The sequence below is a fragment of the Salinivibrio sp. MA607 genome (assembly GCF_001996245.1).
Taxonomy (GTDB): Bacteria; Pseudomonadota; Gammaproteobacteria; order Enterobacterales; family Vibrionaceae; genus Salinivibrio; species Salinivibrio costicola.
In genome coordinates, this window is record NZ_MUFJ01000020.1 from 47,296 (window position 1) to 71,755 (window position 24,460).

Below are 24,460 nucleotides of genomic sequence, written 5' to 3' on the forward strand. Positions count from 1 at the left end.
TACACCTGACAAACGCCGAACATAGGCTGTTAGAGTTATCACATTATCAATAAAAACTCTCCAAGCACATGAAATGAAGTCTGTTTTTACAGCCAGTTGTTAATCAAGCACGCAAAAGTGGCGCGACAGTCCATCGAAGTGACAACAAAAAGGCTACAGTTAACTAACTAGGCAAGGGAAACGCCTCGTTATACAGGAGAGTTTATGAGCAAGGAGTACGCGTATGTGGGTGACACTGGATTTTGAAGCATCCGGTTTGTCGTTAATGTCTTACCCGATTGAGGTAGGATACGTATTGCCAAATGGCGATAGTCAAAGTTTTTTAATTGATCCCTCCACCGCCAGTGGCCATTGGCATCACTGGGACCACGAAGCTGAATCCCGTATTCATGGTATCTCGCAAAAGACATTAGCCACAGAAGGCACCAGTGTATTGGCAGTATGTCAGCACCTTAACCAAACGCTCGCACCGTTTGAGCATGTATTGTGCGACAGCCAGTGGGACCTATTTTGGATGGGGCGGCTTTATAAAGCCTGCTATATGCGTCCTTCATTTACGTTAATGGAGGTAAACCAGTGGCTAAAAAAGCACAGTGATCTCGACCGACGTGATTTTAGTCGCGAAATGAAAGCATTGGGACCCGCCCCCCATCGTGCCGTCGAAGATGCATTACAAATTCGTCGTGCCCTTGAGAGCCTGTTAAAATAGTCGGCTTTTCAGCGCACGAGTAGGCTATCATGACAGCACCATCAACCCTGAGGTTTGCGCAATTTAACCTGTCTTTGGCAGGGCGCAAGGCTGGCGACATTAAATCACAGATGCAGGCACCAACGCCGAGTCGGCAAATTAAAAACCTCGCGGCCACCTTACAGCGCGTGCGACCTGATGTGGTGGTGCTGTGTGAATTTGATCACCCAGGCGATGGTGGCGATGATGGTGCACTGGCCGCATTTTGTGAGCGCCACTTAGCTAAATCGCAAGACGGCGACCCCCCGATTGATTATCCGTATCGCTATTTGCCTGCCACCAACACGGGTTTAAAACTCACGGTGCCGGTCAGCGCGCATCCACGTTTAACGGATGCTCAGCAGTGTCATGGCTTTGGCGACTATCATGGTCAGTTTGGCTTTGTGATCATATCGCGTTACCCCATTGAAGACACCGCGATTCGCACTTGGCAACACTTTGCGTGGCATCAGCTGCCTCACCATCAAATTCCGTCTGACTACTACACCGAAGCGGCGAAAAAAAAGCTACGTCTAGCTTCGAAAAACCTGGTCTCTGTGCCGATCAGTATCGGCGATCAGCAGATACGCTTGGTAGCGTGTCACCCCACGCCGCCGGTGTTTGATGGGCCTGAAAAGCGTAATTGGCGGCGCAACAGTGATGAAATTCACCAACTAATTGGCCTTTTGGATAACGCGGATTGGCTGGTGGACGACAAGGGCGTCCACGGCGGGCTTTCTTCCGAGATACCTTTTGTGGTGATCGGCGATTTAAATGCGGACCCGAGCTACGGCGATGGGGATAAGCAAGCCATTGGTGCCTTGCTTAACCATCCGCGTGTGCACCCTGATGTCGCCACTGGTGCGCAGGTGCCAAAAAGTGAGGCGGCCCAGTCTCACGCGTTTCGCTTTATCGATGGCAAAGGGCGGGCAATCGCTACCCATAACGGCGGGCTGCGCCTCGATTATGTCTTGCCTTCGCGAGAGCTTACGGTGTTAGCCTCCGGCGTATTTTGGCCTGCCCCTGATGATACCGACTACCCACTGATTTGTGATAAAAACGGCCAAGAACACGCGCGTGCCCACTCGGATCACCGCCTTGTTTGGGTCGATGTGGCGCTCAATTAGCGAGGCTGCGAGTCCAGCGCTACGCCTTCACGTTGACACGCGACTTCAGCGAGCCGTTTAGCTTGTTCATCCGGTTTTAAAAAACAGCAAGTTGAGCAATAGCTGTGATCATCGACAGTAAAGATCCGGCAACAGCCGCCGCGCAAACGGAAGCTATGGGTTTGCAGCACGGTTTGGGTGTCGTTCGGATCGTAGACGGTGACATCGTGAAAACCACTGCGCTTGCTATAAAGCGGGGTGCCGCGTTGATGAACGATCGACAGCGCGGCTTCACGCGCGGCCTGCTCACAATCGCGATGCTTCCCGACCATTAAGAAAGCAATACAGATTGAATCCGCGATCACTTTCCATAGTGGCCCCTCACGCATACCACTTTGCTCGGCAATCGCATCGACGATGGGCGAAAAGTGATGCAATAAAGCACCATGCAAAATCGCTCGCCAGTCCTGGTGATCTTGCCGTCTCCATCCCTCAAGGGCGCTGAGATAAAAATGCGGCTTGTGATAAACAAGCTCTTGGCCATTGGGTTTAGTGACGCGGGTAGGTTCGTATTTCACCTGCCAATTATCCAAGTCCAGTGATGGTATCTGCCCGCCCTGTAGCCAGCTTGCCAGCACCGGCAGCAGAAACTCATACGCATAAGCCCCGATAAAAAGGGTACCTTGGGCACGGCTATCCGCATCGCCATAGGTGGCGTTCACTGCAGAAAAACAATGCGCCAGCCCTTGCGCGGTGGTGAGCTGCTTACGGAGCGAAACGCCTTTCACCGCATCAGGCACCATAGATAAGCCCAGGGCTGGCGGAAAAGAGGGCAGTGTCACTGTGGCGGGTAATGGTAATGCATCAACGGTAGGGTTAGCTGCGCTCATCAACACTCCTTTGAGTTGGCGCCTAAAAAGAAGAATTTACCACGTGATATAACCAATTGTAAGAGTGATTCGTATTTGGTTTAAGAGTGTAGCTTGGCGAGAAAAATGTAGCTTGGCGAGAAAAAATGTAGCCTGGCGAGAAAAGATGATCGGTGCAGCGGAGCCGACTGCACCGATATAAGGGGTATGCGCCTATCCCGGCTGGACCTGATAGCGCCCAGGCTTGTGATTCATCGCCAGCACGAGGTTAGTGGTAATCGCCGCGGCGACAGATAAGGCAATTAGCCATGGTTCAACGACCATCAGTGACAACACCACAATCGAGCAATCCAGCGCCATTTGCACTTTCCCGGCGCGGATGCCGAATCGTTGCTGTAAGAACAGCGCTAAGGTGTTAAACCCGCCCAAACTGCATTGATGCCGAAACATCACCAGCATGCCCATACCAATGAGGCCACCGCCAATCAAAGCGGCATAGACGGGATGAATACTTTGAATGGTGAGCACGCGATGTAAGTGATCAGCACAGAAAGACACAATGCTGACGGCGACCAAGGTACTTAAGGTGAAGCGTTTACCCATTTGGGTGTAAGCGAGCCAATAGAAAGGTAGGTTGATCACGAAGAAAAGCTCACCAAAACTAAAGTCGGTGACACGTTGTAAAAAGAGTGCCAGCCCAGCGGTACCGCCGGTGAGTAGGCCTACTTGGTTGAAAAAGAAGATGCCAAGTGACACCAGACTACTCCCAATGAGTAGCGCCAATGCGTTTTCACGCTTGGAATGATTTCTATCCATACTTGCGTTCTATCCCTATTAAAACGACCGCTACACCATACGCTGCTTTTCAATGAGGTCGAGTCAAACATCCGTTTGATAACAAGTGAATAACAAATCAATGCGTACATTATCATTTACGTTGTGGGCGAGATCACGACAAAAATACGTCGCTACAGACCAAAGTCTAATCTACATTGTCTACAATCTTATTCTATTCTGGCTGTATTAAAGTTTTTAGGCGGTATTTATGTCTTTATTGTCGACAAATGACCAGACTCTCGATCAACACACGCAATCGACTCCGGCTGAGTCACGTGAGCCCACCAAGTCAGCGAGCCTGACCGAGCAGCTTATCGAGGCGATTGTCACCGGCACCTATCCAGCAGGCACCAAGGTATCGGAAGCGGGATTAGCCGCCGCGTTTGGCGTCAGCCGAGGTCCACTGCGCGAGGCGATGATGCGGGTCGAAGCCTTAGGACTGGTAGAGCGGGTGCCTCATGTGGGCGCGAGAGTGGTGACGCTGACACATCGCCAATTAGCCGAGATCTACGCAGTGCGAGAAGCCTTAGAGGGCATGGCGGCAAGACTGGCGTGCGCGCACATCACCGATGCCGAGATCGATCAGTTAAGTGAGGTGCTCGCCACCCACCATGCCTATATCGAGCGGGTGGAGGGGGCGGCCTACTTTCATCAACAAGGCGACTTTGATTTTCATTATTGCATCATCAAAGCCAGCCATAACCAGAAACTGATCAATCTGTTATGTGGTGAGTTATACCACTTGCTGCGTATGTACCGCTTTCAATCGCCCCGGGCGCATTCTCGCCCCCAGCAAGCGCTGCAAGAGCACATGCAAATTTTGGCGGCAATTCGCGAGCGCGATGCCGAGCTGGCGGAAATGCTGATGCGTCGTCACATTCAGCGCAGCCGCCAACTGATTGAACAGCGAATAGCAGATTGAATAGCAAATAGCAGATTGAATAGTCACTGACGAATTAAAAATAGTGCGGCGGTGATCCCCGCTAAGCCACGAATTTACAAGGAGAATACTATGAGTGCAGGTGCGCGTTTTCGCCAAGCGGTGAGCAGCAATATTCCGCTGCAAGTCGTCGGCACAATTAACCCCTATTGCGCCATGATGGCAGAGCGGGTGGGGCATCAAGCCATTTATCTATCCGGAGGCGGGATTGCTAACGCCTCTTACGGCTTACCGGATTTGGGGATCACGACTCTCAACGATGTGTTGGAAGATGTCCGCCGGATCACCGCAGCAACCGATGTGCCCTTGCTGGTAGATATTGATACCGGTTTTGGCGGTGCGCTCAATATTGCTCGTACCATTCGCGAAATGGAACGCGCCGGCGCGGGCGCGGTGCATATGGAAGATCAAGTGGCGCAAAAGCGCTGCGGTCATCGTCCCAACAAAGAAATTGTCAGCCAAGCTGAAATGGTCGACCGCATTAAAGCGGCGGTGGACGCGCGCACCGATCCTGAGTTTGTGATCATGGCGCGCACCGATGCGTTGGCGGTGGAAGGCATGGACAGTGCCGTCGCCCGCGCCAGAGCGTACGTAGAAGCGGGCGCGGACATGATTTTCCCCGAAGCCATGCAAACGCTCGAGCAGTACCAAGCCTTTGTCGAGCAAGTAAAGGTGCCGGTATTGGCCAATATCACCGAGTTTGGTCAAACCCCACTGTTTACCAGTCAAGAACTAGCGAGCGTGGGGGTCAGCATGGTGTTGTATCCGCTCTCTGCGTTTCGTGCTATGAACCAAGCCGCCCTCAATGTGTATCAACACCTGCTGGATGATGGCCACCAGAAAAACGTGGTCGACGCCATGCAAACCCGTGATGCGCTCTATGACTTCTTGGAGTATCACGCCTACGAACAGCAATTGGATCGCCTATTTGGCAAAGAGTGATCACAGACGCACACCCTCGGTGTTAAAACGTCGGTTACACCACTGGAATTATCGCCACGTTCACGGATTCATGCAGCGGTTGAATCTGATGGCATCAAAGGAAAGGAGCCAATCATGACAAATGTCGCCGTCGCACCCAAAGACAAATCACTCTCCGGCGCGGGCCTTCGCGGCCAAAGTGCCGGCATCACCGCCTTGTGTACGGTCGGGCAAACCGGCACTGGATTAACCTACCGGGGTTATGACATTACCGATTTAGCCAATCACGCCCAATTTGAGGAAGTGGCGTACCTGCTACTCAAAGGTCAACTCCCCAATCGCCAAGCACTGGCTGATTACACAGAAACCTTGGTTGGCAAGCGGGGATTACCTGACGCCTTAAAAGCGGTGTTGGAACGGATCCCGGCCAATGCGCACCCCATGGATGTGATGCGTAGTGGCTGCTCGATGCTGGGTAATTTGGATCAAGAAACCGATTTTAGTGAGCAAGCGGATAAAACCGATACGCTGTTGGCGATGTTACCGGCCATTATCTGCTATTGGTATCGCTATTCGCATGATGGCGTGCGGGTCGATACCTATCAGCCAGAGGTGAAAAGCATTGGTGGTTACTTCCTCAAAATGCTGACTGATGAAACCCCGTCGCCACTGCATGAATCTGTGATGCATTGCTCGCTGGTGCTGTATGCCGAGCATGAGTTCAATGCTTCGACCTTTACCGCCCGAGTGTGCGCGTCCACCTTGTCCGATTTGCACTCTTGCATTACTGCGGCCATCGGCAGTTTGCGCGGCCCATTACATGGCGGTGCCAACGAAGCGGCAATGGCGATGCTGGAACAGTGGCGCACACCTGACGAAGCCGAAGCAGGGTTAATGCAAATGCTCGCCAATAAAGACAAGGTGATGGGCTTTGGCCATGCAATTTACCGTGAGTCAGATCCCCGCAATGCCCTTATCAAACATTGGTCGAAACAGCTTGCCGAAAACGCACCAGACGCTTGGCTTTATGACGTGTCTGAGCGGGTTGAGCAAGTGATGAAGCGCGAAAAAGGCTTGTTCCCCAATGCCGATTTTTATCACGCATCGGCCTATCACTTTATGGGGATCCCAACCAAATTGTTTACCCCGATTTTTGTGATGAGCCGAGTAACGGGCTGGGCGGCGCATGTGTTTGAGCAGCGCGCCAATAACCGCATTATTCGCCCAAGTGCCGATTACGACGGCCCTGAACACCAAGATTGGCTACCTATCGATCAGCGCCCCTAATCGGCGCGCATTCACCCGATTGAAATTACAGAAGGAATTGACCATGAGCAACAACGTAGAACTGAACCAGCGCCCCGACCCCGATGCCTTATTGGTGCAAATTGCTGACTATGTCGATAGCACGCCGATTGCCTCGGCAGAAGCCTACAACACCGCACGCAACTGTTTGATGGATACCCTTGGCTGTGGCTTGCTGGCGTTACGTTTCCCTGAATGCACCAAACACCTGGGTCCACTGGTGCCGGGTACTACAGTGCAACATGGTGCGCGTGTGCCGGGCACCTCTCATGAGCTTGATCCGGTCACTGCCGCGTTTAACATCGGTTGTATTATTCGCTGGCTCGATTTTAACGATACTTGGCTCGCCGCCGAGTGGGGCCATCCGTCCGATAACCTAGGTGGAATTTTGGCCACCGCCGATTACTTAAGCCGTGTGGCCGTGGCCGAAGGCAAACCGCCGCTTACCATGCGCGATGTATTGACTGCGATGATCAAAGCGCATGAGATCCAAGGCGTGCTTGCTCTTGAAAATAGCTTTAACCGCGTCGGGCTCGATCACGTTTTATTGGTGCGCGTGGCATCAACGGCGGTGGTCACCAAAATGCTGGGCGGTAATCGGGATCAGATCATTGATGCCGTTTCACAAGCGTGGGTGGATGGCTGCGCGCTGCGCACCTACCGCCATGCGCCGAACGCCGGTTCACGCAAATCGTGGGCGGCGGGCGATGCCACTTCTCGCGCGGTGCGTCTGGCGATGATCACCATGAAAGGCGAAATGGGAATGCCGTCGGTACTCAGCGCGCCCAAATGGGGCTATTACGATGTGCTGTTTAACGGTAATCCCTTTAGTATCAAACAAGACTTTGCCAGCTACGTGATGGAAAACGTGCTGTTTAAGATTGCCTTCCCTGCTGAGTTTCATGCTCAAACCGCGGTGGAAGCGGCCGTTACCTTGCATGCACAGGTTAAAGACCGGGCTGACGAGATTGAACGTATTGAAATCACCACCCATGAATCGGCCATTCGCATCATTTCTAAAGAAGGGGAGTTGGCCAACCCGGCCGACCGTGACCACTGCCTGCAATATATGGTGGCGGTGCCGCTGTTATACGGCAATCTGGTGGCCGAGCACTATGAAGATGCCTTCCATCACGCCGACCCGCGTATTGACGCGCTACGGCAAAAAATGGTGATCAAAGAAGACCCACGCTATAGCGCGGAATACCTAGAAGCCGAAAAGCGCTCGATTGCCAATGCGATCCAAATCTTCTTTACCGATGGCAGCCACACTGAACAAGTCGCGGTGGAATACCCGATTGGTCATCGCCGTCGCCGTGAGGAAGGGATCCCTGTGCTGGAGCAAAAATTCCGCTCCAACTTGGTAACTCGGTTCCCGCAAGCACAGAGCGATAAAATTGCCGCCTTATGTAACGACCAGGCCGCGCTGGAGAAAACCCCGGTGCACGAATTTATGTCGCTGTTTGTGATTAACTAAGCACGTTCTCAACACGTTGCTTGCTAACTCATCGCTCGCTGATCGCGGGCGATAAGGAGCCGCTTATGCAAGAAGCCAGTTATCAACACCACGCGGATTGGGCTAGCCGTGATCCCGAGGGATTTTGGCAGGCACAGGCCAAACAGCTCGATTGGTTTACCTTTCCTCAAACCATGCTTAGCAAAGACGACAATGGCATTGAGCGCTGGTTTGCCGATGGCACTATGAACACCGCGTATATGGCACTCGATGCCCATGTCGAACAAGGCCGGGGCGAGCAAACCGCGCTGATTTACGACTCACCGGTTACCGATAAAAAAACCACCTACACTTATGCGGCGCTGCGTGACTATGTGGCGAAAGTGGCGGGCATGTTGGCAGGACTAGGGGTTGAAAAAGGGGATCGCGTGGTGATTTATATGCCCATGATCCCAGAAGCAACCGTAGCGATGCTCGCTTGCGCACGGCTTGGTGCTATTCATTCGGTGGTGTTTGGTGGCTTTGCCCCGAACGAGCTGGCGGTACGGATTGAAGATGCGGAGCCCAAAGCGGTGCTCACCGCCTCATGCGGGATTGAAGGCGAGAAAACCTTGGCGTATAAGCCGATGGTTGATCAAGCCATCATGGACAGCCGCTACAAACCCGACCATGTGGTGGTCTATCAACGTGCGATGTGTCGTGCCAATTTAGACAATCCGCGTGATGCCGACTGGGCAGCATTATTGGCTGAAGCAAAGCCTGCAGCACCGGTGCCCGTCAAAGCCACCGATCCTTTATACATCCTCTACACCTCTGGCACCACCGGCAAACCCAAAGGCGTAGTGCGTGACAATGGCGGTCATGCCGTGGCGATGAAGTACAGCATGAGCGCGATTTACAACGTCAAACCCGGCGAGGTGTTTTGGGCCGCGTCGGATGTCGGTTGGGTGGTGGGGCACTCGTATATTGTGTATGCCCCTTTGCTACATGGCTGCACCACGGTGATGTTTGAGGGCAAGCCCGTCGGTACACCGGATGCGGGTGCCTTTTGGCGCGTGGTTGATACATATAACGTCAGCATCTTGTTCTCGGCGCCTACCGCCTTTCGGGCGATTAAAAAACAAGATCCAAACGGTGATCACCTTGCGCGCTATCCGATGACATCCTTACGCACCGTGTTTATGGCGGGCGAACGGCTTGATCCACCGACATTGGAATGGGTGGAAGAAAAGACCCAGCGACCCGTGGTTGATCACTGGTGGCAAACCGAAACTGGCTGGGCGATTGCAGGCAATCCATTAGGGTTAACCTGCTTTGCGACCAAGCCCGGCTCGGCAACCATGCCAAGCCCTGGCTATCAAGTGCAGATCCTTGATGAAATGGGCGAACTGGCGGCGCCAAACCAACAAGGATATATTGCGATAAAACGGCCCCTGCCGCCTAGCTGCCTGCCCACGGTGTGGCGTAACCACGATCGCTTTGAAGCCGGCTATCTCAGCCAGTTCCCCGGCTATTATGTGTCTGGTGATGGGGGTTACATGGATGAAGATGGCTACGTGTTTGTGATGGGACGGATTGATGATGTGATTAACGTCGCAGGTCACCGTTTATCGACCGGCGAAATGGAAGAGGTGTTAGGCAGCCATGAAGCGGTCGCCGAATGTGCGGTGGTGGGCATGCACGATGAGCTTAAAGGCCAATTGCCGCTCGGCTTAGTGGTGCTGAAAGACGGCTTTGTCTCAGTGAGTGGCGAGATAGAACGGGAATTGGTGCAGCGTGTGCGTGACAGAATTGGCGCAATTGCTTGCTTTAAACAAGCAGTTATCGTCGATAAATTACCCAAAACACGCTCAGGTAAAATCTTGCGCCGTATTATTCGCCAAATGGCGGATGGCGAGTCGTATCAAGTCCCCTCGACCATTGATGACCCTAGCAGTTTGGAGGCGATTGCCTCGGCGTTGTCATCGTAAGCTTTGTTATTCAAGCTTTGTTATTCAAGCTTTATTATTTAGGCCTTGTTATTCAGGGCTTGCTATTTAGAGCTTGTCATTTTGGAGCTTGTCATTCTGAGCGTGACAATAGGTGCGACAACGCGTGGTATCACAGCAATACCACGCGTTAAGATAAGAGCGCGCTTATTGAGTGATGCGCGGGCTTATTGAATCAAACACGCAAACCCTTTGAGGTAGAAACCTTCTGGATAAGCACTGTGAGTGGGGTGATCCGCGGCTTGTGCAAAGCGTTCGATAAACTGCACGTTTTTACCCGCATCTAATGCCGCGTCCGCCAAGATCTTTTGGAATAACCCTGAGTCCATCAGCCCTGAACATGAATAACTGAGCAGCACACCGCCTGGGTTTAACAGCTGCATGGCGAGCATATTGATATCTTTATAACCGCGGCATGCGCCGTTCAGTTGTGATTTCGATTCGGCAAACTTGGGCGGGTCCATCACAATGACGTCAAACCGTTCGCCTTGTTCGCGATAAGTGCGCAGCAGCTTGAACACATCGGCATTCACAAACTCAGCACGGGTGAGATCAAAGCCGTTACGTTCGGCATTGGCCTTGGCTCTATCGAGCGCCGGCTGTGACACATCCACATTGATGACCTGTTTGGCATTGCCTTTTTGCGCATACAAGCCAAAGCCGCCAGTGTAACAAAAGCAGTTTAAGACGCGTTTGCCATCCATATACTTAACCGCTTGCTCGCGGCTATCACGCTGGTCGAGATAAAAACCGGTTTTATGGCCCTTGGTAATGTCGACCTCAATCGCAACCCCATTTTCTTCGATGATGACAGTGGCCGGTGGCTCGTCACCGTGTAATACGCCGATACGTGGTTTCAAACCCTCCTTTTTGCGAATCGCAACATCCGAGCGTTCGTAAATATGGCAGTCAGGAAATTCGCTACGCAGTGCGGTGACCAGGTTATCGCGTTGGGCATCCGCGCCGGCGCTCAGCAATTGGCACACTAGGTAGTTATCGTATTTATCCACGGTAATGCCGGGCACACCGTCTGACTCGGCGGCCAATAGACGGTAACCGGTTAAGCCATCACGCTCGGCGAGCATGGTACGTAGCGATTTTGCCGCACGAATACGGGCGAGGAAAAAGTCACTGTCGATGATGGTTTTCTCAAAGCACCACATGCGTACCCGAATTTGTGATTGCGGCGAGAATGCCCCTAGGCCTAAAAATTCGCCTTGATGATCACAAACAGTGACAGTGTCACCTAATCCGGGCTTGCCTTCAACGCGGGTGATTCCTCGCGAGAAAATCCAAGGATGGCGGCGTTTGATTGATTTATCGCGGCCTTTGGCGAGATACACAGTGGCAGTCATGATGGTTCCTAACAATGGGTGGTGCAAAACACGTCAAAATGCTGAGTGAGGCACCTGCATCATGACGTGACTTGCGGATAAAGCAAAAAGGGCGGGTATTGTCGAGCAAGGCTGACGGCATTGCAATAAAAACGCGCCCAGAGTAGGGCGCGCGATAAGGGGAATAATGGAATCAAGCTATGGCGTTAGGTGCGAAGCCCTGCCACTAAGGTTTTAAGCTGGTGGGCTTGTGCGCCAAGTTCGCTCACTTCGGTAGCGGAATCACGCAGCATTTGGGCAACCTGGGTAGACTGGCTGCGTACTTGCTCCACATCTTGCGAAATCGTACCCGCAACATTACCTTGCTGCTCAGCAGCGGCGGCAATTTCGGTGCTGCGATCGGCAATGGTGCCACTGCGCTCAGCGATTTGGCTGATCTCCGTATCAATCTCTTGCACCGCCGCCTCACTGGCTGACGCATTTTCAACCGTGCCTTCCATCACCCGGCGTAGCTCGGCGGTGTGCGTTTGCAGTGACTCAATCATAGATTGAATATCAACCGTCGATTCCTGGGTGCGGCTAGCCAGTGTGCGCACTTCGTCTGCGACCACGGCAAAGCCACGACCTTGTTCGCCGGCACGCGCGGCTTCAATCGCGGCGTTGAGCGCCAGTAGGTTAGTTTGTTCACTAATACCGTTAATGGTGGTTACCACGGTACCGATTTGCTCGGCGTTTTTGCTCAGCTCGCTGACTTTATCTGCCGCTTGAGCTATCTCGCTGGCAAGACCATTAATCGCGGTCATGGTTTGCTGAACTTGCTGACGCCCCAGATTTGCAGCTTCTGTGGCTTCTTGTGTTTGGGTTGATGTCTCGGTGGCATGCGTTGCGACCTCGCGAATTGAGCTCGCCATTTCTTCGGTCGCGCTGGCCAGCGAATCAAGGTACTGACGCTGGCTCTCGCCCACAGCTTCGCTTTCATTGCTGCGCTGCTGCAAACTTGCGGACAGGCCGTCCATCATCTCTGCGCTTTCCTGGATTGCTTTTACCAAACTCTGTTCACGCTCGAGCACTTGATCGATGGTGACTGCGATCTGGCTAAACTCATCACGGACCGGAATAAAGTTCATCCGGTAACTTAGCTCACCATCTGCTAGCTTTAATAGAGCTTGGTTCATGGTGTACATGGCGCCGCCGATAAAGGTCATGATGTAGTAAATCAGCACCGCAATGACTAAGACCATGCCAAGCAGCAGGCTCCAATCGGTGGCGCTCATATGGCTAAATAGCGAGCCGTCGAGCTGATAGATAAGCTCATTGCCATTGAACGTAAAACCGGTTTGCTGGCTATTGAGCAGGGTTTGCACCTCGCCTTTCGGGAGGTCGTATTTTTCAACGATGGCTTGAATGGCTTGACCTTCCGCCTCCATTTTGTGTGCCACACGGGTATCCGAGGCTGCATCTAAGGTAAGCGCAATCACAACCATTGCGAGTAAGGGGAGGAAAAAAATAAGGTAAAATTTCTCTTGGAGCCGAAGGTGGATGAGATATTTATCAATCCATCGAAACGCAACTTCTTTCATGACGTAATCCTGTCAAACGACTTGTCTCATGTAGCGTTATACAGGTGTCGTTTTGCAATGGGAATACAGTAGAGGTGACCGATGTCTCAAAAATGTATTAGGGCCTATGTCACAGGTCACGTTCAGGGGGTTGGCTTTCGTTATCAGACCGCCCATGAAGCGATAACGCTCTCATTGACCGGGTATGCGAAGAACTTACCGGATGGGCGTGTTGAGGTACTGGCATGTGGCCGCAATGAATCGGTGGATGCCCTCATGGCGTGGTTAGATAAAGGGCCGCCTACCGCGGGTGTTGATCAGGTCGATAAAGAAGACGTGGAGTGGCGCGCCGTAGATGGCTTCGCAATACTATAGCGACTCGATAGGACCATGTCGCCTAGGTAACAAGTCGTGTTTAGCTAAAAAACAGCGCCTAGGTAACAAATAGCAATTAGCTAAAACATGTAAGCGCCGCGGTGGGCAGTGCGGCGCTTATAGGCTGGCCATCGGTACTAAAGACATTTAGCCGGCTTAGGTAAACCTGCCAGTTTTGTTGCCTGTTTAGCGGGACCTTTCGGGAACAGCTTGAACAAATACTTGCTGTTGCCTTTTTCTGGGCCGTATTCTTTTTCCATCGATTTAACCAACAAACGCACCGCCGGTGAGGTGTTGTATTCTTGGTAAAAGTGGCGGACAAAGTGAATCACTTCCCAATGGGCCTCGGTAAGGGCAATGCCTTCTTGCTCTGCAAGCATGGGAACTAATGCTTCGTGCCAGTCGTCCACATTTTTTAAATACCCCTGCGCATCCGTCGCAATGGTTTCACCTTCATACACCAGCATAGTCTTACCTTTGTTCGTCATCTGATCGGACGTTATCGCTGTTATTAAAGCTGCAAAGCATAGCGAGCAGGGAGGGCGAGTGCAACTGGCGTTCAACCGCGACTCCGTGCTGCGCGCCGCACTGAGTGGGTGCGCCATTTAACGACAAAAAAGCCGGCGCGTGCCGGCTCTTTGTGTTTGTTACTGATGAGTCCCTAGGGTTTAGTCGTCGTTCATAAAGCCAAGAATGCTCAGCATATGAACGAAGATGTTGAAGATGTTCAAGTACAGCGACACTGTGGCGCGGATGTAGTTGGTCTCGCCGCCATTAATGATGTTGCTGGTGTCATACAGAATAAAGGCTGAGAAAATCAGTACCGCGATGGTGCTAATTGCCAGGCTCAACGCCGGGATCTGCAAGAAAATATTCGCGACCATTGCCACTAATAGGGCAATCACACCGGCAACCAAGAAACCACCCATGAAAGAGAAGTCTTTCTTAGAGGTAATGGCATACGCCGATAGGCCTAGGAACACCATCCCAGTGGTGGCAAGCGCCTGCATCACAATGCCTGGGCCGCTAGAAAGGCTCAGGTAGTAAGTCAGGGTTGGGCCGAGTGAGGCACCCAGCAAGCCGGTGAAGACGAATGTCCACACAATACCGGCAGAAGAGTTCATGGTGCGTGGTAGCACAAAGAACACGATCGCCAACGCACCTAGGGTCATACCTAGCGACATCATTGGGCCGATGCCGACAGCGATAGCGATAAAGGCCGCGATAGCACTGGTGATCAGTGTCATCGATAGCAGTGCATACGTGTTACGTAGCACCTTGTTTGTAGATAACGCACTCTGCTGTGACTGGCTGTGCGAAACGATACGATCGTTCATAACGTTCTCCCGGTTGGGTTAACAATCCATTTTTATATACGACAGTTATGTGGGCAGTCGTTCACTTTTTCAAGCTGCCCACGTCCTTAATCTAAACCACGACTGGCTTTTATAGGGTTAATAATACCTTATCCGCGCCTAACACCGATGGTGAAGTTGTAAAGGGATGTTAACCCAGCCCTTAAAGCGCGAACAAGGTAAAGTTTGTTACATCAACCACTTCCACCAGACGAACACGGCCAAGAAACCAAATAAATAGACCAGCCCGGTGATTGCCAATGCGCGCATCGCCTTGCTCATGGTCACTTCGGGTGGTAAACGGTGCTTGGTCACCAAAATATAGTTCAATAGCGCGAAAAAGGGCGTGGTGACAAATGCCGCGACCATGGCAAAATCAAGCATGGTCAGCAGCGCCCCAGTCCAAAATGCTACGATAGCCAGTGCCAACACAGCGATCAGTACCATCCAGCCTTGTGTAACTGCGGGTTTTGCTTCTGCTTCTGTTTGCTCGCGTAATAACCGTTGCGATTCCGACACCACCCGCGCATAGCCATCGATTACCGTGATGGTGCTGCCGAAGATACAGAAAAAGGCGACCACCGCAATCAAATAACGTGACCACTCGCCAATGGTGGCGGCATACAAACTCACCAATTGATGAGAAAAGCCAATACCGGATTGTTTCAGTTCAACCCCGCTGCCGTGCAGAAGCAGGGCACCCAGTGATAAGAACACAATCGCCAATAGCGCGGTGCCAATGTAGCCGACGTTAAAATCAAACAGCGCCGCTTGGGCATTGATTGGCTCAGATTGCGCTTTGCGCTTGAGCCACACCGACGTAATACTAGAAATTTCAATCGGGGCGGGCATCCAACCCATGGTGACCACGATAAAGCCAATCGCTGCTACCGACCAAATCGACGGCGCATTAAAACTAGGCTCGACCGCGACTGGGTTACCGACCGCAACTGTAACCGCGACCAAAGTGGCGCAAGTTAGCGTTGCCATGATTACTTTAGCAAGCAGATCCAATGCCTTGTAGTGGCCAGCAATTAATATCACCAGGCAAGTGATCACAATAATGGTCGACAACACCGTTAGTGACAGATCAAACGGCACAAAATAGCTTAATAAGCTGGCGCTAAATAAGGTCAAGGCAGCGGTGTTAATAACACCAGACACGGCACTCAGTGCAACAAACAGCCACAAGTAAGGGCGGCCTAAGCGCGCATAGCCTTCTACCAGCGTTTCGCCAGTGCCTGCGGTATATTGTACGCCTGCTCGGAAAAAGGGGTATTTAAATAAGTTAACGAGCAGGATCAATGCTGCGAGCTGCCAGCCATAAATAGCACCGGCYTTGGTAGACGCAACAAGGTGAGATCCGCCTACTGCCGCCGCGGCCATCATTATCCCTGGCCCTAAAGCGCGTAGGCGTTGCATCACCGACAAGCTGGGCGCTGTCTGGTGCGAAGAGACGGTTTGCATGGTTGTTTCCTTTATAATAATTGCGTTGTTGTGTTTGCTTAATTTTATGATTTAACGCTATTGCTTTTATATTTTACGCGTAAGGCCGATTTTTATCGTTTTGCCTTCAGTGTTTGTGTCAATAGCTACCCATGAATAGCATATGAGTTAAACGTGTCAACCAGTCTTGCCATATTTATTCAGCATAGGCGTCACGCTGGGTGCGAATGACCAACACCGCTAACCTGACATAAATATAAAGCGATAAACATCTGACCATTGTCTGAGAGAGCAGACAGCGCCGGAAAAGATCTTAGCAGGGTGCAATCAGGGCTGAATAAGTGTGATCTAAGATCAAATTCTGCTGGAAATGAGACTCCAATCACAATAGAATGCTCGCCCAACATGCGCTCTTTGCTCAGTGATAGGCAAAGAGTGGCTGTGTCGCGATTCGCGGCTGAAGAAAAAGCGTCCAAGGTAGGGCCCACCTTCACCGAACCCGCGGTACGATGTAACGCATGATGGAACCTCTTGCCTCCCCGGCAGCGTGTCGTACTCATCCGTACCGCAAGTGCAATACAACACGGCAAGGTAATCTATTTATGCAACTCCTCTATAGTGCGGCAGGTCTCGTCGCTCTGGTTCTGTGCGCGTGCGCATTTTCCACTAACCGTAAAGCTATCAATTGGCGTACCGTGCTCGGCGCGTTTGGTTTGCAAGCCGGTTTCGCGGCGTTAGTGCTCTATATCCCCTTTGGGCAAGCCATGCTGGGCTCAATGAGCAATGGCGCGGCTAAGTTGTTATCGTTCGCCAACGAAGGCATCGAATTTGTATTTGGTCCGCTGGCCAATGATGGATTTATCTTCGCTGTTAAAGTTTTGCCGTTAATCATTTTTATCAGTGCGCTGATTTCTCTCCTTTATCATCTCGGCATTATGCAGTGGGTTATTAAATTGCTCGGCGGGGGCATACAGCGATTACTCGGCACCAGTCGAGCTGAATCGCTGGTAGCCACCAGTAACATCTTTCTTTCTCAGGGCGAATCTCCTTTGGTGGTTCGCCCTTTTCTTAGCAAAATGACTCGCTCAGAGCTATTTGCGGTGATGGTCGGCGGTATGGCCTCGGTGGCCGGTAGTGTGCTTGGCGGTTATGCCGCGATGGGTGTAGATTTAAAATACCTGATTGCGGCGAGCTTTATGGCGGCACCGGGTGGGCTATTGATGGCCAAAATCATCGTCCCAGAGACCGAAACACCGGCCGAGCAAAGCCAGGTTGAGATCAGCGATAGCGACCAAGCAAACGCGATTGATGCATTGGCTAGCGGGGCGATGAACGGCATGAAAGTCGCGGTTGCGGTCGGCACCATGCTGGTGGCCTTTATCAGTGTGATTGCGATGCTAAACGCCGGGCTGAGTAGTTTAGGGGAGTTGGTCGACATTGACGGCTTAAGCCTAGAAATGTTGTTTGGTTACCTGTTCTCACCCCTGGCGCTGCTTACCGGTGTACCCGTGCATGAAGTGTTTGATGTCGGCAACCTCTTGGGACAGAAGATTGCGCTTAATGAGTTTGTCGCCTTCTTATCCTTTGCCGATATTAAAGCCAACCTGTCGGTGCAAAGCCAGGTGATTGTGACTTTTGCCTTGTGTGGCTTTGCCAATATCGGCTCGATTGCCATTCAACTCGGCTCGATTGGTGCCATGGTGCCAGAGCGCCGCAAAGATGTGGCAAGCTTAGGCGTGCGCGCGGTGATTGCTGCCACCTTTGCCAACCTAATGAGTGCGGCATTGGCGGGTATTTTTATCGCGCTATAAACATTGCGCGGTAACGAGACTCGGTTAAAGTATCTCAGTAAAAGCAGGGCGATTGGCGGCAAGCTAATCGCCTTTTGCTAGCAATATCGCCAAGCTGATCACAGCTTGAGCGAACAGACAAGAAGCGGTAAATAAAGGGTTTACAAGCCAAAGCGAACCCAATAATATACGCCGCGTTCCGGAGAGATGGCTGAGTGGTTGAAAGCACCGGTCTTGAAAACCGGCAAGGGTTAATAGCCCTTCTAGGGTTCAAATCCCTATCTCTCCGCCACATATAAAAAAGCCGCTGCTCAGTCAGCGGCTTTTTTGCGTTTATCCCCCCACAAACTCCCAAACCCTGACCGCGCCAACATTTTAGACGCCTTTGCCTAAACACACTGCCCAGCATCTGATAACCTAGCCCGCAAAAAATCGCCCTATAAGGCCTTTTGGACGCCGCTAACCAAAGGGCGGTAGCGTGAGCGCTGCTGAGCCTATCATCTCGTTCCCACGCTCCTGCGTGGTAACGCATTGTGGGTTAGGTGGTACTGTTTCGGGATAATGTGAACGCCTGAGCCGAGATAGGCGGCATGCACACTTTCTCGGAAAAGAGACAGACCCTAAAGGCTCAAAATGTTATTCATAACAGTGGGTTAGATGAGGAAAGCCGCGTATAACGATTTTGGGAAATCGCGCATGCGCACTAATACAATGTTAGGGCGTAAGCCACCTACAGAGTTCAGCACTAAAGAAAGGATTACACATGAAAATAGAAGTTTCCTGTAAAAATGGCAGTAGTAAAAAAGCAAAAGGAGATCTTCTTGAAGGGTTAGCTAAAAAGCTATTATTGGCGCAAAACTATGATGTAATTGAAGAAATTCGTACAGTTGGTGCTGAACTGGATTTACTTTGTAAGCATAAGGTCAATGGTAAAGAAATATATGTAGAGTGTAAGGCTCAAAAAGACCCTGTTTCTGCGCCCGTATTAAGGCAATTATGGGGGACTGTAGATTTTGAAGATTATTCTGAAGGTTGGCTTATAACGACATCAGAGCTAACCAAAGACGCAAAAGGCTTTGTAGAAAGCTGGAAAACGAAACCGAAAGAGAAATCATCTCGCTTGAGTTTTTATACTCCAGAATTAATAATTGACTCACTAAAAAGTGCGTCAATTATTCGCACCCCTCCAACCGATTCAGCGAAAAAGTTTGCTGGCTCATCTGACGCATTAGGTGATTGGACATTACTACTATCAGAGTTCGGTGTTTATTGGTGTGTCTATACACTAAAAGGTGGAGCACCTTTTGGCGTTCTAGTTTATAGTGCCTCGACAGGCGAGCATATAAAAGACAAAGAAACGATTAATAATTTGTCTTTATTGGATAGTACGTTAGCTGATTATGATCTTGAGATAGGCATTAAGTCTGAGCAATCAATTTCCACAAACTTATCTAAAAAATTACCACCAGTTGTTGAGGTGCAAATAGGAGAGTCATGGGATGATTATCGTCCAGCAAGGCCTAAAGATTTCGTAGGTAGAGATGTAACTCAAAAAGATATATTAAATTTTCTAAGTTCAGCGAAAACTAACTCAGGTACAAGAATTTTTGCTATAACAGGCAACTCTGGATTAGGGAAAAGCTCTTTAATAGCGAAACTTAGAGATAGAGCAAGAAATAAGCACTACCGAAAAAAGTATTTTGTTTACGCTGTAGATATTCGTGGTGCCCGAGAGCCTTCATATATTCCAGCATCTTTAATTGAAGCTTTGAGAGAAGCGCAAAAAAATGGTTTTGGTAATACAAGCGACTTATCACTTACTGATCCTAGCTCGCCTTTAAATTCTGAGAGTATTAGCGCATATCTGGACTCTTTAAGAGAAAAAGAACAAGTTGTTTGTTTGATATTCGACCAGTTTGAAGAGCTCTACTCTAAACCTGAATTATTTGGTATTTTTAAAGCTGCAAAAGACCTAATGCTCGATGTAGCAAGCAGTAAAAGTAATATTGTTCTTGGCTTCGCTTGGAAGACAGATAGTACGACTCAACAAGATCACCCCGCATATCATTTGTGGCACGAACTATCTGATCACCGAAAAGAGTTTCGGTTGGGGGTTTTTGAAAGTGGAGAAATATCTAATTCCTTAACTAAATTTGAAAAGGAAATAGATCAAAAAATATCTGCAGAGATTAGACACCAGATCTCTCAAGTTAGTCAGGGCTTTCCATGGTTGTTGAAAAAGTTATGTATTAACCTCTATGAAGGCATAGTAAAGGGAGAGAATACTGACTCATTATTTGTAGATCTTGATATTAAACGTTTATTTGAAGCAGATTTAGATGTACTAACACAACAAGAATTAGTTTGCTTGAGACTTATTGCTCAAAAAGCACCTGCCGATTGGAGTGAAATCATTGAAACTTCTGGAACGACAGTTCTTAATAGTTTGGTACACAAGCGTCTAGTCATTAAAAGTGGTGATCGCCTCAATGTGTATTGGGATATTTTTAAAGATTATTTATTATCCGGCAATGTTCCTGTTGTCCCTTACAATTATATTCCATCATCTGACGTATCGTCTCTTCTAAATATTTGTACAAAATTACTTATTGATAAGTATGTAACTTCAGGTGAAATTGGGCAAAAAACAGCTCTTAATGAAAAGACCATTTGGAATATTGGTGCGGATCTCGTGATGTTAGGCTTAGCAGAAAGAGATGGAACATCTTTCAAGGTAAGTAGCAAGCTTGGCAACAATGATGAAGAGACAATACTGAAATCACTTCGTAATGTAATGAGTAAGCATGCATTAAAAATACTGCTGTTTAAGAATCATGCAGGAAAAACTATTAACCACGATACTATCCTAGAAAATCTTAAACAATGCACCCCAAAAGCTAAGTTTGGAGATAAAACATGGAATACATACTGTAACAGACTTACGAACTACTTGATTTACACAGGCTTCCTATTGCAAGCAGGAAGAAATATCGTTGTTCAAGATACAGGAACTGTAATATTAGACCGTGAGGGGCTTGCAAGAAGAGGTAAACAAAGGGGGAAGGTATTTTCTATATCGGTATCACCATTCTCCGTTCTTATGGAAATGGAAAATATTTCGAGTTCAGGGGCTAAAATTGAAGACGTACAAAGAAATGCACTCTCGGTTTTGAAAAGGTTTGAGCTTGTCACGGTCAATCAAGGGTTAGTAACTTTAAATATGGATTCAATAGAAAAATCGGGTGGTAACAAAGAAGCTATATGGGCTGCAGCTAAAAATGAAAGTTCATTTTTAAGTTGTATCGATCTAATGACAGAATCCCCTGATTTAGATACTAGAGAAATTGCAGAGAAAATTTCAGATGAATTTGAACTTAATTGGTCAAAAGGCTCCAAAGTGAGAAATGGCGGGATACTAAAACAATGGTCTTCTTGGGTTAAAGAGGGAATCGAGTTAACTATTGTACCTACTCCACCAGGGCGCCCTAACAAGTCATTACAGCAGGACATATAAATGTTGGCTTTGCTCCTGCGTCGCTATTTTAGCCAACAATTATTTGCCTCTGAATGAGGCGTTATGTGCTAGGAGGTTTAATTGAAATTATTGGCGAGTGTTGTGCTGGGTATTTCGGCTGTTTGTTCTGCTTTCTTTTTGAATGGTGGGCTTTATCGAACTGACACAATTCAAGTAGGGTTAGTACATAAAACTAACATCTTAACGGGTGAAGTAAGCTTGTGTCGTTTCGAATACGGTTGCCAACAATTTTCAACGCCTCAGTTGTTCGAGGAGAAAAGCATAATTTCGGTGTTTAGACGCCAGTATCCACAATACAATGATTTGTCTAACGATCAACTCGCAAAAGCTTTGTACAAAAAACTTAAGTCAGAATTAAATATTACCATTTCTGAAGCAGAGTTTATAAAGATCTTTACGCATGTGGAACAACGCACATAACAAATAAGAATAAGTGTCGCGTAGCCGACACTTTATTTGGGTGTTGAAAAAGCCCGTTGCTTTATTAAGTAAATAGCTCGAATGCGCATAGGTAGGCGCTGCGTCTGGCACTTTTTTCAGCGCGAGCGCAGCCAAGAAACAAGCGGATACATTGTTACCTAAAAAGTGATGATTGGCGAAGTAAACACCACAAAAGAATTGAGTAGACATATTTGCCTCCGGTATTAAAAGCCGCACCTAAGTGTGGCAGATCTTAAAGAGGGGAAACCATGTCATTCGTTATATCGCTCATCACGTGAGAGTGGAGTTTCTATAATATTTTAGTGAACGATATATGCTAGCTCTTGTCTAAGCTATCAATTGTTTACATCAAATATGAGATATTCCCATGAAATGTTTATTAAGTTTTCTGAAATTGAGGAAAGCTGCATTTAAAGAGAAAAAAGATATAGTCATTGAGTACCTTGATGAGTGTATATTTCACGCTCAGAATATTTTATTGTCAGAAGATCTTACGAGTATTTATGCACGACAATCTCGGTTGTTCATAATTAGGAGGTTTGATACTTTAACAATTGACATGTCAGGTTACTTGACAGATCTAGAAATGGAAAAGATTAGACTTGCTTTTGTAGCTCTACGAGTTTATTTCCATGCAGCATCGCATGAAAGTGAACTGGATAAGCAATTAGAAGAGGATTATCAATTGAGATTAGATGCTTTTAATAACTATCTATACCCTAGTGAAATGTGGCATCGCAGTTCTTATGAGGCTTATATGAAAAAGCTTGTGGTTGATAAAGAATCGGAAGCAACAATGAATAAGCAACAAATTGAGAACCGTATTAGGGCAATTAAAGAAGTGTGCTTAGACGAAGTTCAGTGTTTACATGATTCTCGTATTAACTGGCTTGCAAGACGTCATACAATACTAAATACAGCGGTATAACAAACGAGTATGTCATCAATTACTAAATTTTGGCGAGATTTTTTTATTTCATATCACGCCGTCTCTGCTCATTAAATTTAAGATTTTCACCATCTTACGCAAACAGAAATTTATGGCGATTTTTTTAGTCATTCATCGTGTGAGTCTAAAAGTAGTGCTTAGCGAGATTAACGCTAAAAAAGAATGAGTAAATATAGCTACCTCCGGTATTAAAAGTCGCACCTCAGTGTGGAAGATATTCAAGAGGGTAACCCTGTCATTCGTTATACATTTAGATAGAGTAGTGCTAATGAAGTTTAAAATAGCAGATAAAAGAACAAGAAATTTGTATCTAGGGCCGCTTAGTGTTTTTATGTTTTGGCCTTCTTTGATATTTTTTGGTTCATGGTTTATGGGTGATGTAATTAGTCTTGATTATCTCCTTTATGTTTGCCTTTTTTGCTCTGTTCCTGCGCTATTAAACTATAAAGGAAGATGCGATTTTAAAAACTACGCTGAAAATCATACCATTGAAGTTTCAGGCAAGGGATTAATTTCTTATGAGCCTGACACACAAGAAATCATGGAGTGGGAAAGCGTTAAAACGATCAAGGTTAAGCGTTCAAAGGGAAAGGTAAAATCTATAAAAATCTTTGGTAACCATGGGTTAACGGCTGATTTGTCAAGATACGAAGATTTAGATAGGCTCTATGATGAACTGAAAAATGTGATAGAGGCAGGGCGTTGGAGATAGGTGTATAGTGGGTTAATTGGACTCCCGCTCTAAACAAACCACTCTTTAGCTGACTGATTAGTAGCGGGGATAACAAGAGTCGCAATACGATTGTCGGGTTTTATTTAGCTACCGAAACTGCTGATTATTCTTTGGTTTTGATCGTATTATTGCCCGAGGTATTATCTCTACGGCTATTCATTGCTATTCTGAAATTCAGGATATTGCTCAAGGAACTCAATCATATCGAAAGGCATAACTGTTGATTGTCGGTTGTACCATTTTACAAGCGATTTTACGTTGAGTGCATCAAATTCATGCTTAAAGTCGTCACTGCGATATACATTCGATAGCTCGAGCCACTCGTCTAAGTACTGTGTATCTTTCGATTCAGAAGTATATGCTAACAATGCAGAGTTGTAGGAGGATAGCTCTTTTCCCCAGCAATCAATTTCTGCTAGATGTTTAATATAACCAGCTGCTGCTACTTTTTCGCTTCGACTAAGATTAACAAACCAGCTTTCCTTGATAGGCTCTAATGGTTGACGATTTTTACGGCAATTACTTGCTTTTTCTTCTAGTGCAGAATAAGTGCTATCCATTTCGGACTTTAAAAATTCTTCCCATGTAAGGGCATGGCCTACAATAGGAAGGCTTATCAGTAAAAGTAAGGTGACTTTTCTACAGTGCATTAGAAACACATCTCCAAAATTCATAATCTTTTCCTGTTGCATTTAATGCTGTCATATCAGCGTGATCTTGCAGTCTACGGCGCCGAATAATTCCTACACTTTTAAATGCATCAGCGAAACCTTTCCAGTTATATATACTAATAT

General features: G+C 48.5%; 21 protein-coding genes and 1 tRNA gene. 14 read left to right on the forward strand and 8 right to left on the reverse strand.

Translation table 11 applies throughout. From position 1 onward, the window contains the following. Positions 1-223 precede the first annotated feature (223 nt). Together BZG81_RS10575 and BZG81_RS10580 are read left to right on the forward strand one after the other, a co-directional pair. A complete protein-coding gene (locus BZG81_RS10575; RefSeq protein WP_025744663.1) occupies positions 224-709 on the forward strand; it encodes a hypothetical protein in 486 nt (161 codons plus the stop codon). A 29-nt stretch (positions 710-738) separates the two neighbouring features. After that, positions 739-1,854 carry an endonuclease/exonuclease/phosphatase family protein gene (locus tag BZG81_RS10580; RefSeq protein WP_108743483.1) on the forward strand — a complete coding sequence of 372 codons (1,116 nt, stop codon included), beginning with the start codon at positions 739-741 and terminating at the stop codon, positions 1,852-1,854. Here BZG81_RS10580 and BZG81_RS10585 read toward each other — a convergent pair. After that, positions 1,851-2,723 carry a (2Fe-2S)-binding protein gene (locus BZG81_RS10585; protein ID WP_077677330.1) on the reverse strand — a complete coding sequence of 291 codons (873 nt, stop codon included), beginning with the start codon at positions 2,721-2,723 and terminating at the stop codon, positions 1,851-1,853. The two genes, BZG81_RS10580 and BZG81_RS10585, sit on opposite strands and share 4 nt — an antisense overlap. Before the next feature lie 192 nt (positions 2,724-2,915). Continuing rightward, complete coding sequence (locus tag BZG81_RS10590) at positions 2,916-3,518, reverse strand: YitT family protein (RefSeq protein ID WP_077677331.1); 603 nt, start codon at positions 3,516-3,518, stop codon at positions 2,916-2,918. Between the two features lie 229 nt (positions 3,519-3,747). On the opposite strand from BZG81_RS10590, the gene BZG81_RS10595 reads away from it, so the two are divergent. The 5 genes from BZG81_RS10595 (at position 3,748) to BZG81_RS10615 (ending at position 10,131) form a co-directional block, all read left to right on the forward strand. Next, positions 3,748-4,461, forward strand: a complete 714-nt coding sequence (locus tag BZG81_RS10595; RefSeq protein ID WP_077647309.1) for a GntR family transcriptional regulator — start codon at positions 3,748-3,750, stop codon at positions 4,459-4,461. A gap of 90 nt (positions 4,462-4,551) precedes the next feature. Further along, positions 4,552-5,421: a methylisocitrate lyase gene (gene prpB / locus BZG81_RS10600; RefSeq protein WP_077677332.1), complete on the forward strand. Its 870-nt coding sequence runs from the start codon at positions 4,552-4,554 to the stop codon at positions 5,419-5,421. 114 nt (positions 5,422-5,535) lie between these two features. Next, positions 5,536-6,687, forward strand: a complete 1,152-nt coding sequence (gene prpC / locus BZG81_RS10605; protein WP_077677333.1) for a bifunctional 2-methylcitrate synthase/citrate synthase — start codon at positions 5,536-5,538, stop codon at positions 6,685-6,687. A 43-nt stretch (positions 6,688-6,730) separates the two neighbouring features. After that, positions 6,731-8,182 carry a bifunctional 2-methylcitrate dehydratase/aconitate hydratase gene (locus BZG81_RS10610; protein WP_077677334.1) on the forward strand — a complete coding sequence of 484 codons (1,452 nt, stop codon included), beginning with the start codon at positions 6,731-6,733 and terminating at the stop codon, positions 8,180-8,182. A gap of 65 nt (positions 8,183-8,247) precedes the next feature. After that, positions 8,248-10,131 carry a propionyl-CoA synthetase gene (locus BZG81_RS10615; RefSeq protein WP_077677335.1) on the forward strand — a complete coding sequence of 628 codons (1,884 nt, stop codon included), beginning with the start codon at positions 8,248-8,250 and terminating at the stop codon, positions 10,129-10,131. Positions 10,132-10,316: 185 nt separating this feature from the next. Here the strand turns inward: BZG81_RS10615 and BZG81_RS10620 are convergent, their stop codons facing one another. Both BZG81_RS10620 and BZG81_RS10625 read right to left on the reverse strand, forming a co-directional pair. Next, complete coding sequence (locus BZG81_RS10620) at positions 10,317-11,504, reverse strand: class I SAM-dependent methyltransferase (RefSeq protein ID WP_077677336.1); 1,188 nt, start codon at positions 11,502-11,504, stop codon at positions 10,317-10,319. 185 nt (positions 11,505-11,689) lie between these two features. Continuing rightward, positions 11,690-13,063, reverse strand: coding sequence for a methyl-accepting chemotaxis protein (locus BZG81_RS10625; protein WP_077677337.1), 1,374 nt, complete (start codon positions 13,061-13,063; stop codon positions 11,690-11,692). Between the two features lie 81 nt (positions 13,064-13,144). Here BZG81_RS10625 and yccX point away from each other — a divergent pair, with 81 nt between their 5' ends. Continuing rightward, positions 13,145-13,417 carry an acylphosphatase gene (gene yccX, locus BZG81_RS10630; RefSeq protein WP_077677338.1) on the forward strand — a complete coding sequence of 91 codons (273 nt, stop codon included), beginning with the start codon at positions 13,145-13,147 and terminating at the stop codon, positions 13,415-13,417. A 137-nt stretch (positions 13,418-13,554) separates the two neighbouring features. Here the strand turns inward: yccX and BZG81_RS10635 are convergent, their stop codons facing one another. The 3 genes from BZG81_RS10635 to BZG81_RS10645 all read right to left on the reverse strand — a co-directional run bounded on the left by BZG81_RS10635 (position 13,555) and on the right by BZG81_RS10645 (position 16,239). After that, a complete protein-coding gene (locus BZG81_RS10635; RefSeq protein WP_025744655.1) occupies positions 13,555-13,884 on the reverse strand; it encodes a TusE/DsrC/DsvC family sulfur relay protein in 330 nt (109 codons plus the stop codon). A gap of 201 nt (positions 13,885-14,085) precedes the next feature. Next, positions 14,086-14,754 (reverse strand): Bax inhibitor-1/YccA family protein, encoded by a 669-nt coding sequence (locus BZG81_RS10640; protein ID WP_046073363.1) that lies wholly within the window; start codon positions 14,752-14,754, stop codon positions 14,086-14,088. A gap of 207 nt (positions 14,755-14,961) precedes the next feature. After that, the gene (locus BZG81_RS10645; protein ID WP_077461091.1) at positions 14,962-16,239 is read right to left on the reverse strand and encodes an NRAMP family divalent metal transporter; all 1,278 of its coding nucleotides are present in this window, start codon (positions 16,237-16,239) and stop codon (positions 14,962-14,964) included. Positions 16,240-16,820: 581 nt separating this feature from the next. On the opposite strand from BZG81_RS10645, the gene BZG81_RS10650 reads away from it, so the two are divergent. The 6 genes from BZG81_RS10650 to BZG81_RS10675 all read left to right on the forward strand — a co-directional run bounded on the left by BZG81_RS10650 (position 16,821) and on the right by BZG81_RS10675 (position 23,645). Further along, complete coding sequence (locus BZG81_RS10650; protein WP_077461092.1) at positions 16,821-18,029, forward strand: NupC/NupG family nucleoside CNT transporter; 1,209 nt, start codon at positions 16,821-16,823, stop codon at positions 18,027-18,029. 180 nt (positions 18,030-18,209) lie between these two features. Further along, positions 18,210-18,300: transfer RNA gene (locus tag BZG81_RS10655), tRNA-Ser, on the forward strand. Between the two features lie 471 nt (positions 18,301-18,771). After that, complete coding sequence (locus BZG81_RS10660) at positions 18,772-21,522, forward strand: restriction endonuclease (RefSeq protein ID WP_077677339.1); 2,751 nt, start codon at positions 18,772-18,774, stop codon at positions 21,520-21,522. Positions 21,523-21,603: 81 nt separating this feature from the next. Next, on the forward strand, positions 21,604-21,963 hold the full coding sequence (locus tag BZG81_RS10665) for a hypothetical protein (RefSeq protein ID WP_077661239.1): 360 nt from the start codon (positions 21,604-21,606) through the stop codon (positions 21,961-21,963). Between the two features lie 388 nt (positions 21,964-22,351). Next, the gene (locus BZG81_RS10670; protein WP_077677340.1) at positions 22,352-22,912 is read left to right on the forward strand and encodes a hypothetical protein; all 561 of its coding nucleotides are present in this window, start codon (positions 22,352-22,354) and stop codon (positions 22,910-22,912) included. Between the two features lie 289 nt (positions 22,913-23,201). Continuing rightward, entirely contained in the window at positions 23,202-23,645 is a 444-nt protein-coding gene (locus BZG81_RS10675) for a hypothetical protein (RefSeq protein WP_077661597.1), read from the forward strand. 173 nt (positions 23,646-23,818) lie between these two features. Here BZG81_RS10675 and BZG81_RS10680 read toward each other — a convergent pair whose 3' ends face one another. Then, positions 23,819-24,340: a hypothetical protein gene (locus BZG81_RS10680; protein WP_077576080.1), complete on the reverse strand. Its 522-nt coding sequence runs from the start codon at positions 24,338-24,340 to the stop codon at positions 23,819-23,821. Between the last annotated feature and the right edge of the window lie 120 nt (positions 24,341-24,460).